Source organism: Xanthomonas fragariae (assembly GCF_017603965.1).
Taxonomy (GTDB): domain Bacteria; phylum Pseudomonadota; class Gammaproteobacteria; order Xanthomonadales; family Xanthomonadaceae; genus Xanthomonas; species Xanthomonas fragariae_A.
Map to the genome: position 1 here is coordinate 3,533,865 of NZ_CP071955.1, position 13,898 is coordinate 3,547,762.

Sequence of the window (13,898 nt, forward strand, 5' to 3'; positions counted from 1 at the left end):
AAAACCGAATCCAGTCCACCGCCTACCCGCAGCCGTCGACAGCACGAGCTAGCCGCTGCTTGCACCGCCGCCTCGCCCTTGCAGGTTGACCAATGCCAAGTCTAGTGCAAGGACGCAGCCGGCACCGTGCCAGCCGCCACGTGTCCGGCGCTACGCCTCTAGGACGCGGCGCGCGGTTCTTTCGCCTTTCCAGCAGCGCAACTGCCCCTGGACAGCGCCTGTGCCGAAAAGCATTTGCGGCGCCGCCAAGCAACCACTACCCTCGGTCGATTGCCCTGCTCTGGAGTATTAAATGCTGCGTCCGCTGTCCCTGTTGATCGCCGGTGTGCTTGGTGTCGCCGCCGGTACCGTTGCTCCCGCCGTCGCCCCGGCCAGCCTTTCCAAGAGCGCGGCCGGCAGCGCCGTCCCCGAGATCGCCTACACCCGCTTCACCCTGCCCAACGGCCTGACCGTGGTCGTGCACGAAGACCACAAGGCGCCGGTGGTGGCAGTCAGTATCTGGTACCACATCGGTTCTGGCGACGAGCCGGCCGGCAAGACCGGCTTTGCGCACTTGTTCGAGCATCTGATGTTCTCCGGCTCGGAGAACAACAAGGGCAGCTTCTTCGCGCCGCTGGAAAAGGTCGGCACCACCGACATGAACGGTACGACCTGGTTAGACCGCACCAACTATTTCGAAACCGTGCCGACTACCGCGCTGGATACTGCGCTGTGGCTGGAATCGGACCGCATGGGCCACCTGCTTGGCGCCATCGGCCAGGAAGAACTGGATACCCAGCGCGGTGTGGTGCAGAACGAAAAGCGCCAGGGCGAGAACCGCCCGTATGGCCGGGTGGACCAGAACATCCTGTCCAACCTGTTCCCGGCCAATCATCCGTATCAGCACGAAACTGTGGGCTCGATGGAAGACCTGGACGCGGCCTCGCTGACCGACGTCAAACAGTGGTTCAACGATAACTACGGCGCCGCCAACACCACTCTGGTGCTGGCTGGCGACATCACCGTGGCGCAGGCACGTGCCAAGGCCGAGCAGTATTTCGGCGACATCCCGGCCGGCAAGCCGGTGCCGCGCCAACAGCCGTGGGTGACCCCGCTGGCCGCACAGAAGCGGGGCGTGCAACACGACCATGTCTCGCAGCCGCGCATTTATCGCACATGGGCCGCGCCGCAATTGGGCAGCGATGCAGCGATCCAGCTGGATCTGGCTACCACCCTGCTCGGCGGCGGCAAGACGTCGCGGCTGTATCAGCGTCTGGTCTACCAGGACAACCTGGTCGATGACGTGTCGGCGGCGATCCAGCCGTTCGCGCTGGCCAGCCAGGTGCAGATCCAGGCCGACGTGAAAGACGGCGTGGACCCGGCCAAGGTCGAGGCGATCATCGACGAAGAACTCAAGAAGTTCATCGCCCAAGGCCCCACCGCCGACGAATTGCAGCGCGCGCAGGTGGCCTACCGCGCCGGCTTCGTGCGCGGCTTGGAAAAGGTTGGCGGCTTCGGTGGCAAGGCGGTGATCCTGGCCGAGGGTCAGGTCTATCGCGGCGACCCGGGCGCCTACAAAAAGGATCTGCAGCGCGGCCTGGCCGCCACCGTCGACAGCGTCAAGCAAACCGCCGCCACTTGGTTCGGCAAGGGCGACTATCTGCTCACCGTGCTGCCGGCCGGCAAGGACTTCGACCCCGTTGCCGAAGACAAGGCAGTAGTCGCACGCCCCGCCGAACCTGGCAAGCCGGTGCCCAAGATTCCGGCCGCAGGCAAATACAAGGATTTCAAGGTCACCGCCTCCACGCTGGACCGCAGCAAGGGCGTGCCGGAGACCAACCAGTTCCCGGATCTGAGCTTCCCGCAGTTGCAGCGCGGCAAATTGAAGAACGGCATCGAGGTGATCCTGGCCGAGCGCCACACCATCCCGGTCACCCAGGTGGAGCTGCTGTTCGACGCCGGCTATGCGGCCGACCAGGGCCACAAGCTCGGCACCGCCAGCGTCAGCGCCGCGCTGATGAACGAGAGCACCGCCTCGCTGGATTCGGTGGAAGTGGCCCAGCGTCGCCAGCGCTTGGGCGCAATCACTGCGGTCGGTTGTGATCTGGACAGCTGCAGCGCCTCGCTGGACGCGCTCAACGACCAGCTGCAGCCGTCGCTGCAGTTGTTCTCCGACATCGTGCGCAACCCCGCCTTCAAGGCAGCGGACATCGAGCGTATCCGTGGCCAGTGGCTGGCCGGCATCGCGCAGGAAAAGACCCAGCCCGACAGCCTGGCGCTGCGTGCGCTGCCGCCGTTGTTGTTCGGCCAAAACCACCCCTACGGCATCCCGCTCACCGGCAGTGGGATCGAGGCGGCCATCAAGAGCCTGGACGCAAAGGATCTGCAGAATTTCCATAGCCAGTGGCTACGTCCGGATAACCTGCGCATCCTGGTGGCCGGCGACACCACGCTGGCGCAGATCATTCCGCAGCTCGATGCCGTCTTCGGCGACTGGAAGGCACCCGCCACACCATTGCCGAAGAAGAACCTGTTCAACGTCGCCGCGCAGCCCAAGCCTCGCGTGTATTTGATCAATCGACCGGACGCGCCGCAGTCGGTGATCCTGGCCGGCCTGCTCGCACCGTCCACCAAGGCGCCGGACAACCTGGCGATCGGCGTGGCCAACGGCGCGTTCGGCGGTACCTTCACCTCGCGGTTGAACATGAACCTGCGCGAAAACAAGCGTTGGGCCTACGGCGCCGGCACCCGCATGCTGGATGCGCAGGGCCAGCGACCGTACCTGTTCTCGGCGCCGGTGCAGACCGACAAGACCGCAGAATCGGCCAACGAGATCCTCAAGGAAGCCACCGCGATCGTCGGCGACAAGCCGCTGACCACCGACGAGATCGAGAAGATCAAGAACCAGCGTATCCGCGCCCTGCCGGGCAGCTTCGAAACCACCGGCGCGGTGCTGGGTGCGATCGAAGGCATCGTGCAGTTCGACCGCCCCGACGACGACGTGCAGACGCTCAAGCCACGCCTGGAAGCGATCAATCAACCGGCCGCACAGAAAGCTATCAAGCAGATCATTGCGCCCAACGCGATAACCTGGGTGATCGTCGGCGACCTGAAGAAGATCCAAGCCCCGGTGCGTGCGCTTAAGCTGGGCGAGGTGCAGGTGCTCGATGTGGATGGCAAGCCGGTCAAGCGCTGAGTGCGATTGACCCATCGACTACGCTGCTACCAAGCGGCGCAGTCGATGCTGGTAGCGACATGATCAGCTGCACACTCACCCACTCATCCAACCGCGCACTGCTTCAACTGGCGATCGGCGTACCACAGCGCGCGGCGGGCGAGATCGTAGGCACTGTCGGCCTGGCGCGGCAGCATTTGCGCGGCCATGACCGGGTCGGCACCGTTGTTGAAGGCATGCTCGGCGCGCTCCAGATCGCTCAGATGCATGCGCACCGGCGACAATAGGGTTTTACGCGTGGAGGCATCGCAACGCGCGCTGCGTTGTTCCAGCGCCGCCAACGCCTCGCGGATGCGGCGGCTGGCTTCGCCCGTGAGATCGGGCAGTGTTTCATGCGCGATCGGTGCGGCCTTGTAGCCATCGCCGGTCGCTTCACTCCCCATCTCGGCATGATTGCCGGCCAACGCAGGATTGAAGCGCACGTCCGGCGGCGCTCGCGCCTTGGCTACCTGCGTCTGCGGCCCGTTGAGCATGTCGTTGAACTTCTTCATGCCGCGATTCATTTCCTGCACTGCCACATCGCCCAACGTGCCATCGCTCTTCCAGTCCTTGGCAAAGCGCGTTTCCTGATACTGCACCGGGTTAACCCGCTCCATCACATTGCCTGCCTTGGCCTGCGCGCGCGCGTCTGTCATGCCCGGCGGCACCGCGCTGCCGCTCTGCGCCATCGGATCCACCTGCGCATCGAGTGGCATGCGCAAACGTCCTTCGCGCGTGTACAGCTGGGCGGCCATGGATTCGTTTGCCGGCGCATTGGCGGCCGCTACCTGCCGTTGCGGCGGAGTGCGCGTTGGCGGCGCCGCGCTTCGGGCGGCCGATGCGAACGCAGATGCAGCGCGCGGCTGACGCTCGCGTTCTTGCGGTGGCTCAACCGGCGCCGGCTGGGTCAACTGCGGACGCGGCACGAAATACATCTGCAAACTGTCATCGTGTCGCAGGGTGTCGCGCGGTGCTGGCATATACAGCAACAGACAGGCAAGAAAGAACAGGATGACGCCCGTGCATGCGACAGCGGCGACATGCGGGACAAGCGCTTGGTTCCTGCGGGTAGTCACATGCGCGAGACCAATATGATGAGAATGCGACCGCCGCACCGTGAGCCCCGATGCGGGGCGTGCAAATCTAGCCGGCGCGGCGCTTGCGCGCGTTCGAAATTCGTTGTCTGGACGGAAAGGGCTAGCCGCCATTCACATTGAGCGCAAAGAGCGGCGACCAAAACGGCGGCGCTTGCCGCCAGATGCATGCGGCCCATGCTCGGCGCCTTTTGCGCTTGGTCGGCACTGCCGTTGCTGCGCCGTGCGCAGCGCTGATGCAGCTGACCACGTTTTGTTAGTCAGCCTCCTCCGGCCGGTACAGCCGCTGGCACACCTCGCAGAAAAAGGCGCGACGCCCGGCCTTGCCCAAATGCTTTCGGTACTGCAGCGGCGCACCGTCGCGCGGGCAACTGGTTTTGGTCTGCACCTGATAATGCTTCTTCAGCACGAAAGCCTTCTTCCAGGTGTAGAAATCGAAACTGTAATCGCGCGCCTGAGTGACCAGTTCACCGAGCTTGCGCGCCGGCAATGCGCCCACCTCACTCTCCGGATGCACGCGAATACGGTGCAGCACCTCGTTCTTGATGATGTTGCCTACGCCGGCAAAGATGGTCTGATCGAGCAAGGCGTCGGCGGCGAGCATGCCGGATGCAGCGCGCAGTTTGCGACGTGCCTGCGCTGCATCCCAAAGCGGATTCATTACGTCCGCCGTCCAGTCGTAGACCTCGTCCAGCGGGCGATCGATAAACTGCACCGAGCACGCGTAAAAATTCAATCGCTGGCCCTTGGAAAATTCCAGGCGCAAGCGCGGCACCGCATTGGGTTTGTCTTCGTTGATGCGATAACTGCCGAACAACAAAAAATGGATGCGCACGCTGCACTGCGCGCATTCGATCAAAAAATGTTTTCCCCAGCTGCGCAGCGCCAGCACCTTTTGTCGATGCAGGCGTGCGATTTCCTGCTTGCTGTTGCCGGAGACATGCAGAATCTTACGGCCGGCAAATGCGGCGGCTTGTTCGCGCAGGATGACAAGCGAGGGACCTTCTGGCATGCGCCTAGTATCGAAGCGGCACGTGAGTCGGTCGTGATCGCACTGCACACAAAACTCTGACGCGCACGCATGCATAGAAGTGCTGCCCGATCTCACTGCGCCCGCCATGCCAGCTCGTTCGTCCATCGCTGTTGCACGTGTGCGTTGTGGCTGCGCAGGCTGGTCGATTCCGGCCGCCGACCGCGCAACTTTTGGCGAGGGCGCCAGCGTGTTGCAGCGCTACGCCACGCGCTTGGATGCGGTGGAAATCAACTCCTCGTTTTATCGTCCCCATCGCGCCAGCACCTACGCGCGTTGGGCCGACAGCGTGCCGGAGGATTTTCGTTTCTCGGTGAAGTTGCCGCGCAGCATCAGCCACGATGCGCGGCTGCAAGGGACCGGGCCATTGCTGGATGCCTTCCTTGCCCAGGCCGGCGCGCTGGGCGCACGGTTGGGCTGCCTGCTGTTGCAACTGCCGCCCAGCGCGGCCTTCGATGTACGCGCCGCGGCCACGTTCTTCGCAATGCTGCGGCAGCGCTGGAATGGCGGTGTGGTGTGCGAACCACGCCACGCCAGCTGGTTCCTGCCGCAAGCGCAGGCAGTGTTGTCGCGCCACCACATCGCACGCTGCGCCGCCGACCCGGCCCCGGTGCCCGACGCCGCTGCGCCGAGCCCAACCGCCGGGCCACTGTACTGGCGCTGGCATGGCGCACCGCGCATCTACTACAGCAGTTACGACGACGGCGCACTTCAGGCACTGGCCGACGCGGTGAGCGGCGCCCCGGACGATACCGCTCAGCCACCGGCCGAACGTTGGGTGATCTTCGACAACACTGCTGCGGGGCTGGCAGTCCCCAACGCGCTGCAGTTACAGCGGCGGCTGGGAATCGACCGCGGGCGCTAGAGCGTGCGCGCACGTTGAGGTGAGTGCGAAATCGCGATCCCATGCACACGTAAGTTTCCAGGCCTGGCCAGCGGCCTCGAATACGCTGGCGACATTCCGTCGCATGCCCGGTGGCGCGACTCTTGCAGCCACGTCAACGACTCGACGCAGGCGCGCCATCATTCAAGCTGCATCGATCCATGCCGATAGGCCTGGATTGGCGAGCGATGTTGCATCGCGCCAGATCGCGTTACTGAATCTAATTGCCTGCGTGCGAAGCCTGTCGGCGTTCCGGCGCCTCACTCGCTCCCGCCCGCCACTTCGGTCATTTACCATGTCCTATGCTATTGCTCGTTCTGGAGATGCCATGAGTTCTGCCGCGCCCCCGTGCTGCACGTCGCTGCTTGGCCTGTCGCTGAGCATGTTCGTTGCGCCGTGCACGCTGACTGCAGCGCCGCTGGACACACCGGTCGTCAACACACCGGCCTCCACCCCGCCCACGCCCGACCTGGCCTACCCGGAACTGTTCCGGGCAGTGCAGAGCGGCGAGCTATTCGATGACCAAAAGCACTTCGTCGATTTCCTGCCGCTGCGGGACCCGGCACTGATCAACGCCGATTATCTGGCCCAACACGATCATCCCGGCTTCGACCTGCGCCGCTTCGTGGACGCTAATTTCGAAGCATCGCCGCTGGTGCAGACCCACGCGATCCGCCAGGACACCGCGCTGCGCGAACACATCGAGGATCTATGGCCCAAGCTGGTGCGCAGCCAGACCCATGTGCCGCCGTACAGCAGCCTGCTGGCGCTGCCGCATCCGTATGTGGTGCCAGGCGGGCGCTTCCGCGAGGTGTATTACTGGGACTCCTACTTCACCATGCTGGGCCTGGTGAAGAGCGGGGAGACCACGCTCAGCCGCCAGATGCTGGACAACTTCGCCTATCTGATCGACACCTATGGGCACATTCCTAACGGCAACCGCAGCTATTACCTGAGCCGCTCGCAGCCACCGCTCTTCTCGTACATGGTCGAGCTGCAGGCCGGCGTGGAAGGCGAAGCGGTCTACCAGCGCTACCTGCCGCAGCTGCAGAAGGAATACGCCTACTGGATGCAGGGTAGCGACAATCTGCAGCCCGGTCAGGCCGCGCGCCACGTGGTGCGCCTGGCCGATGGCAGCCTGCTCAACCGTTATTGGGACGAGCGCGACACCCCACGTCCGGAAGCCTGGCTGCACGACATACGTACCGCCGCCGAAGCCAGCGACCGCCCGGCCGCCGAGGTCTACCGCGACCTGCGCGCCGGTGCAGAAAGTGGCTGGGACTACACCAGCCGCTGGCTGGCCGATGGGCAGAACCTGCGCACCATCCGCACCACTGCCATCATCCCGATCGATCTGAACAGCCTGCTGTATCATCTGGAGCGCACGCTGGCCCAGGCTTGCGCGCAACCCGGAGCCGAATGCACACAGGACTACGCCGTGCTCGCGCAGCAGCGCAAGCAGGCCATCGAAGCGCATCTATGGAATGCGACCGGCTACTACGCAGACTACGATTGGCAGGCGCGCAAGCTGAGCGATCAAGTCACTGCCGCCGCGCTGTATCCGCTATTTGCCGGCCTGTCGTCGGACGAACATGCCAAGCGTACCGCCAGCAGCGTACGTGCACGCCTGCTCCGCCCGGGTGGGCTGGCCACCACCGCAGTCAAGACCGGCCAACAATGGGACGAGCCCAACGGCTGGGCGCCGCTGCAGTGGGTGGCAGTGGACGGCCTGCGCCGTTATGGCGAAGACGCACTGGCCCGTACCATCGGCGAACGGTTTCTGGCTCAGGTGCAATCGCTGTTCGCGCGCGAGCACAAGCTGGTTGAAAAATACGGCCTGGAAGCCGATGCGGCTGGCGGCGGCGGTGGCGAATACGCACTGCAGGACGGCTTCGGTTGGACCAATGGCGTCACCTTGATGCTGTTGAATCTGTATCCCTCGCCTGACGCAGCCAAAACGCCGACCAAGAAGGCACGCAAGACGGAACCGGCCGCGCCTTGAGCGCGGCGCCGGTTCATCGAGGGATGCAAGTCGTCGCAAGCGGTTGGCGGTAGATGTAGAAATCGCTGACGCCAAGCATCCCATGCGCTGACTGCGCCGCGCGTGGCGTGCGCGCAGTCGGTCGTGCGATGTGCCGCGGGCCACTCCACCAAAACGCGTAGATCGCGATGGCTCGTCGCCACATTTTTGCCGGGGGGGAATCGCACTCAAGGGTCTTTTCGCGTCTTGGTCTTTTCGCGTCTTGCTGCAACTGAAGCGGCCTGTGGTGCATCGAGGCATGGCGTGCACTGCGGCATCGACTTTCGGCCAGCTCAGGCAGCACGCGTCCGCTTGCATGGGCTGCTGGGGCGCAGGCCGCCACGTATCATGCGCACTCTTTCAAGACTCAGGACGGAACCATGGCCGTACGCACGCTCAACGAATTTCTCGCCCATTCCAAGGAAAAGGACGTCGGCTCCGATCGGTTCGAACTGGAAAACCCGCATCTGCTGGAAGTGCGCCTCAGCGGCATGGTGTGGTCCAAGGCAGGCGCCATGGTAGCGCGCACTGGCAACGTCAAGTTCACTCGTGAGGGACTGTTGGAACAGGGACTGGGCAATCTGCTGAAGAAAGCCATCAGCGGTGAAGGCATGCAGCTGATGAAGGCGGAAGGACAGGGCCGTGTATATCTGGCCGATCTCGGCAAGCTGGTCACGCTGCTACGCTTGAATGGCGAGGCGATCTTCGTCAACGGCAACGATGTGCTGGCATTCGAATCCGGTGTCGAGCACAAAATCACGATGATGCGCAAAGTGGCCGGCATGCTGTCGGGCGGCCTGTTCAACGTGCGCCTGAGCGGCCACGGCATCGTGGCGATCACCTCGCACTACGAACCACTGACGCTTCCGGTCGCCGCCGCCAGCGGCCCGGTATTCACCGACCCCAACGCCACCGTGGCCTGGTCGGGCACGCTGACCCCGGAGCTGGTCACCGACGTATCGATCGGCACGCTGTTCGGCCGCGGCTCGGGCGAAAGCCTACAAATGCGCTTCGTCGGCGAAGGCTGGGTGGTGGTGCAGCCTTACGAAGAAGCCAGCTTTCAAGCCAAGAGTTGATGTAAGTGTGGCCAGCTGCGCGGTTGTGTGGCTAGGCGACATACCGATCTCCAGAGCCTGTCAGGCACGATGAAGAAGACTGCCCGGTCAGTCCTGATACCAAGCCTGATTTGGTCTGTATGATCGTTACGGTTGCTGTACTGATGGAATCGCAAGACCCACAGTGGACTTGCAGTTGCGAAGAGTCGGACCACTGGCATTACGTAAGTTCAGATCGAATCGAAGAGAGCCAGTCGCATCTGCAGGCCACCAGCCACACCCCGTCTTGCAAAGCGAATAGATCGTATCGCGAAGATCATGGGGCACGTGTACGGCATTATCTTCCCGGATCAGAAATTCGAGTCAGTCAGTCCAGTCGAACCTTGTTGAGGATTTGCCTGACGTCTACGAAAAATCGCTTTAGATTGGCTAACAAAACCTAGCAAGCAGTCGCCAAATGGGTGCGCACGGCGCTGAGGAACCGCAGTGTGCAAGTGGTACATGCAGATTCCGAGCACCGTCCGCACCCACCTGGATCTGGCGACTGCGCAGTAGTTTTGTTAGCCACTCTTATACCCAACCGCGTCGGCGGAACCACGCCAACGGAATCACCACGCTCAGCGCAATCACGCCCAGTGCCCAGAAGTAGGCGTGGTGCCCCTTGAGCTCGGGCATGTAGGCAAAGTTCATACCCCAGATGCCGACCAGCACCGTGGGCGGAATGCCGACCACCGATGCCACCGCCATCACCTTCATCACGTTGTTCTGGTCCATGTTGATCATGCCCAGTACGCTGTCGAGCAAGAACTCGATGCGGTCGTCCATGTGCTGCTCGAATTCGCTCAAGATGGTCAGGTCCTTGTGCAGCGATCCGATGCGTTTGGCCGCATCGGTGCCGAACCACTCCGGCGTGGCGCCATCCAGATAGGTGACCAGACGCAGCATGCCTTGCCCGGCGTTGTGCAGCCCGCCCAGGCGGCGGCCCATGCCACCGACCTGATGCAGCATGCGCTCCAGATCTTTGGTCTTGTGCGGGTTGTCGAACACTTGCCGGGTGGTTTCGGTAACTTCGGCTTCGAGCGCTTCCAGCCGGTCTGCCAGACGCCCCACCAATTGATCGAACATGTGAAGCAGCAGGTCGTCGGAGCTGTGGCAGGGCGCGTGCTCCAGGCGCGCGGCCAATGCCTCCAGCGAGCCGATGCGCTGCTCGTGCTGGGTCACCAGCATGGTCGGCGACAGCGCAAAGCCCAGCGGCGCGGTCGGGCCGTCGTCGTCCTGGAACCGCGGCACGTTGAGAAACAGCACCTCGCCCTGCCGGCGCACCCGGCTGCTGAATTCGATCTCGCCAATGGCCGCACGATCGGGCAGCGCAAACCCGACCCGCTCGACCGCTTCGGCAAGCTCCTGCGTGCTCGGCTGGCACAGGTCGACCCAACAGCCCTGCGTTTGGTGAGTGCTGGCAATCGTGTGGATCGTGATCATGCGTAAGGATTTGATTACGAATAGATAGCGAGCATCCTCCGCGTCCAATCCGCCGTCAACGCCGGCGCAGGCGAGACAGCGCTTGGCGCTGCAGCCGGTGTTGCCCGTAAACCCAACGATCCCTAGTACCGATCGCCTTTCTTCCTGCGCCACTTTCGCCGACTGCCGCATCAGTTCGGCATTGTGCCAGCCCAGCTGCAGAGATCTGCTCGACAGTGCACTCTCGCACCCCTGGAGCAATCACATGAAACCCTCGGTTATCGTTTCTCCGGCAATACACGCAGCATCGGTCTCCCCGACGACACACGCAGCGACCAATGGCGTCGATTTATCGAACGATCTCCCAGTCCACCAACGTGGCGCAACGCGTCCCGACGGGCCGCTCGACAGCTTGCCACGCCTGCGCCGCACCAAGTCAGCCCAAGCCATAGCACTGGAGTTCTCGCCCGACAGCTTGCCACGCCTGCGCCGAACCAATTCAGCCCAAGCGATGGCACCGGAGTTCTCAATAGACACAAAACGCTTCGATACGCTATTTGGCAGCTCCCAGCCGGCACGCGGAAAGCTGCTCAAGACTGACGACGGTATCGTGCACAGAACGCCGATCCAACAGCAGGAAATAGAGAATCTCGGCAACGGCCAGGCACGGGTGAAGATCAATCCGACTCGCCTGTTCGTGTCAACCGCCCCGGCGCTGAAAGACGCGCATTCCAGCGATGCTGCTGCCCTGGCTGCGAAATACAATATCAGCAAGGAAGAGGTCGAGCGCATTATGAGCACGCCGATCTTCCATGCACAGACAGAGACAGACCCTGCAGCTTCGAAAGTGCCGCTCTCGCAGCGCCTGCGGCTAGACGATCTACGCAACAAGCGCGTCGAATACAAATGGAACATCACCAAGAATTTCAGTCTGGTCATCGGCGAGACGCATCCGGGCGTGCCATTGGATGAGCCGATGACAACCAAGTCAGCACGCAAAAAAAAACAGCCATTCGCACAAGGTCATGTCACTCTCGTCGGTGGTCAAACATGGAAAGAGCCCTGGCAAAGCAATCGCCAGATACCCGAATCCCGCATCTGCGGCACACTTTATTACAACAAAGACGGCAAGCTGTGCATCAATAACGATTCCGGCCGTTTTAGTGAGTACGAGGACCGCATCCTTGAACACCTTGAGATGGTCGCCTCCATCTTCGCAAAGTACGGCTTGGAAGTGAAAGTGGAATGGATAAAAAAAGAGCCTGTCGCGCTGCAAAATCGACCCGATCGATCGTAAAAGGCCGCACCGGCGACAAGCGCGACCAGGCACGGTGCCCAGGACATTGGATTCGGTCCATCCACGAACTGATCCAATGGCACCCACTTGCGCCTGAGCAGTGGCGATTGCGCAAAGAGCGCGGCCACCTCACGCGCTCGCACAGGATCGCTGCAGCGACGCGGAATGCTGCGACGCGGACGTGGGGTGTGCCACGCCTCATCGCATGCTTGATCGGCACGCAAAGAAATCAACGCACCGGGTCGGGCTGCGACTTGACCCGGTAGCCGATCGCCAGAATCAAAAACCATACCGGGCTGGCCAGCAACGCCTGGCGCGTGTCGGGCTGCAAGGTCAGCAGCACGATGACGAAGGCGAAGAACGCCAGGCACACGTAGCACATCAACACGCCGCCGGGCATCTTGAACGCCGAGGCCGCGTGCTGCTCCGGGCGCTTGCGGCGATATGCGATGTAGGCGCACAGGATCAGCGACCACACGAACATGAAAAGCACTGCCGACAAAGTGGTGACCAATGTAAATGCGGTAACCAGATTAGGGATCAGATACACCAGCATCGCGCCCAGTAGCAGGCACAGGCAGGAGAACAGCAGGCCGCGGGCAGGCACCGCCGCGCGCGAGAGCGTGGCCAAGCCCTTCGGCGCATGCTGTTGTTCGGCCAGACCGTAGAGCATGCGGCTGGTGGAAAAGATGCCGCTATTGGCCGACGAGGTAGCCGAGGTCAGCACCACAAAGTTAATCAGACTCGCCGCAGCGGGAACGCCAGCCAGCACGAACAACTCCACGAACGGGCTCTTGTCGGCCACGACTTGCCGCCACGGCGTCACCGCCATGATGGCGATCAGTGCCAGCACGTAGAAAACCAGGATGCGCACCGGGATCGAGTTGATTGCCTTGGGCAGATTGCGGCGCGGGTCTGCGGTTTCCGCAGCGGTAGTGCCGACCAGTTCGATGCCGACGAACGCAAACACCGCGATCTGGAACCCGGCGAAGAAACCGCCGATGCCCATCGGGAACATGCCGCCGTCGTTCCACAGATTCGACAGCGAGGCCACGTTGCCCGATGGCGACCGGAACCCCCACGCCACCAGCCCGACGCCGGTGAGGATCAGCGCAGCGATGGCGACGATCTTGATCAGCGCAAACCAGAATTCCATCTCGCCGAACACCTTTACCGTTACCAGGTTCAAGCTCAGCAGCAACAGCACGCACAGCATGGCCGGAATCCATGGTGCCAATCCCGGAAACCAGAACTGCGCATAGGCCGCGATCGCGATGACATCGGCAATGGCGGTGATGATCCAGCAGAACCAGTACGTCCACCCGCAGAAAAACCCGGCCCACGGTCCGAGCAGATCGGTGGAGAAGTCGATGAACGACTTGTATTCCAGGTTGGACAGCAGTAACTCGCCCATGGCGCGCATCACGAAGAACAGCATCGCGCCGATGATGAGGTAGACGAACAGGATCGACGGCCCGGCCAGACTGATCGTCTTGCCCGAACCCATGAAAAGGCCAGTGCCAATGGCGCCACCGATTGCGATCAACTGCAGGTGGCGATTGGAGAGACTGCGTTGCAGATGATCGGGCGCGGACGGGTCAGACATGGGCACGGCACCGGCAAGTAAATAAGCTATCAAAAATACGAGATCGCGGCAGCCTGTACCAGGGGTTTGCGCTGCCGCGCCGGGCAGGCCGGTGGATGCGCCTGCGCATGGTGGCCCGCTCGCGCCACCGTGGTGCGTCCGTGCCGGCGCGATTGGCATCTGCGTCGACGCGAGGTACCGGTGTCAAAGCATTGGGTTCCGTCGAGATCGAATCGCGCACACAGCGATCCCAATTCCAGAGCAGCCGCTTACGTGGCCA

Annotated in this window: 9 protein-coding genes and 1 other RNA gene; 5 read left to right on the forward strand and 5 right to left on the reverse strand. The window is 62.7% G+C overall.

The genetic code is table 11. From position 1 onward, the window contains the following. The first annotated feature begins 292 nt into the window (after positions 1-292). Positions 293-3,175: a M16 family metallopeptidase gene (locus tag J5I97_RS16795; protein ID WP_208587742.1), complete on the forward strand. Its 2,883-nt coding sequence runs from the start codon at positions 293-295 to the stop codon at positions 3,173-3,175. An 83-nt stretch (positions 3,176-3,258) separates the two neighbouring features. On the opposite strand, the gene J5I97_RS16800 is transcribed toward J5I97_RS16795, so the two are convergent. Both J5I97_RS16800 and J5I97_RS16805 read right to left on the reverse strand, forming a co-directional pair. Continuing rightward, positions 3,259-4,269 carry a hypothetical protein gene (locus tag J5I97_RS16800; protein WP_208587744.1) on the reverse strand — a complete coding sequence of 337 codons (1,011 nt, stop codon included), beginning with the start codon at positions 4,267-4,269 and terminating at the stop codon, positions 3,259-3,261. Positions 4,270-4,543: 274 nt separating this feature from the next. Then, positions 4,544-5,299, reverse strand: a complete 756-nt coding sequence (locus J5I97_RS16805; RefSeq protein WP_208587745.1) for a DNA-formamidopyrimidine glycosylase family protein — start codon at positions 5,297-5,299, stop codon at positions 4,544-4,546. Between the two features lie 106 nt (positions 5,300-5,405). Here J5I97_RS16805 and J5I97_RS16810 point away from each other — a divergent pair, with 106 nt between their 5' ends. From J5I97_RS16810 to J5I97_RS16820, 3 genes are all read left to right on the forward strand, one after another. Further along, positions 5,406-6,182, forward strand: a complete 777-nt coding sequence (locus tag J5I97_RS16810; protein ID WP_208587746.1) for a DUF72 domain-containing protein — start codon at positions 5,406-5,408, stop codon at positions 6,180-6,182. A gap of 346 nt (positions 6,183-6,528) precedes the next feature. Further along, positions 6,529-8,202 (forward strand): alpha,alpha-trehalase TreA, encoded by a 1,674-nt coding sequence (gene treA, locus J5I97_RS16815; RefSeq protein ID WP_208587747.1) that lies wholly within the window; start codon positions 6,529-6,531, stop codon positions 8,200-8,202. 398 nt (positions 8,203-8,600) lie between these two features. Next, the gene (locus tag J5I97_RS16820) at positions 8,601-9,296 is read left to right on the forward strand and encodes an AIM24 family protein (RefSeq protein ID WP_208587748.1); all 696 of its coding nucleotides are present in this window, start codon (positions 8,601-8,603) and stop codon (positions 9,294-9,296) included. A 406-nt stretch (positions 9,297-9,702) separates the two neighbouring features. Here J5I97_RS16820 and J5I97_RS16825 read toward each other — a convergent pair. Together J5I97_RS16825 and J5I97_RS16830 are read right to left on the reverse strand one after the other, a co-directional pair. Next, positions 9,703-9,778: non-coding RNA, sX9 sRNA (locus J5I97_RS16825), on the reverse strand. 67 nt (positions 9,779-9,845) lie between these two features. After that, positions 9,846-10,757, reverse strand: coding sequence for a CorA family divalent cation transporter (locus tag J5I97_RS16830; protein ID WP_208587749.1), 912 nt, complete (start codon positions 10,755-10,757; stop codon positions 9,846-9,848). Positions 10,758-11,001: 244 nt separating this feature from the next. Between J5I97_RS16830 and xopV the strand changes: the two genes are divergently transcribed. Beyond that, positions 11,002-12,033, forward strand: coding sequence for a XopV/AopV family type III secretion system effector (gene xopV / locus J5I97_RS16835; RefSeq protein WP_238135566.1), 1,032 nt, complete (start codon positions 11,002-11,004; stop codon positions 12,031-12,033). A 229-nt stretch (positions 12,034-12,262) separates the two neighbouring features. Here the strand turns inward: xopV and cycA are convergent, their stop codons facing one another. Further along, positions 12,263-13,639, reverse strand: coding sequence for a D-serine/D-alanine/glycine transporter (gene cycA / locus J5I97_RS16840; RefSeq protein ID WP_208587750.1), 1,377 nt, complete (start codon positions 13,637-13,639; stop codon positions 12,263-12,265). Positions 13,640-13,898: the final 259 nt, after the last annotated feature.

Coding starts and splice junctions, on each gene's coding strand:
- J5I97_RS16830 (WP_208587749.1), bottom strand. CDS start 10,757: ATGATCACGATCCACACGATTGCCAGCACTCACCAAACGCAGGGCTGT.
- treA (WP_208587747.1), top strand. CDS start 6,529: ATGAGTTCTGCCGCGCCCCCGTGCTGCACGTCGCTGCTTGGCCTGTCG.
- cycA (WP_208587750.1), bottom strand. CDS start 13,639: ATGTCTGACCCGTCCGCGCCCGATCATCTGCAACGCAGTCTCTCCAAT.
- J5I97_RS16805 (WP_208587745.1), bottom strand. CDS start 5,299: ATGCCAGAAGGTCCCTCGCTTGTCATCCTGCGCGAACAAGCCGCCGCA.
- J5I97_RS16795 (WP_208587742.1), top strand. CDS start 293: ATGCTGCGTCCGCTGTCCCTGTTGATCGCCGGTGTGCTTGGTGTCGCC.
- xopV (WP_238135566.1), top strand. CDS start 11,002: ATGAAACCCTCGGTTATCGTTTCTCCGGCAATACACGCAGCATCGGTC.
- J5I97_RS16820 (WP_208587748.1), top strand. CDS start 8,601: ATGGCCGTACGCACGCTCAACGAATTTCTCGCCCATTCCAAGGAAAAG.
- J5I97_RS16810 (WP_208587746.1), top strand. CDS start 5,406: ATGCCAGCTCGTTCGTCCATCGCTGTTGCACGTGTGCGTTGTGGCTGC.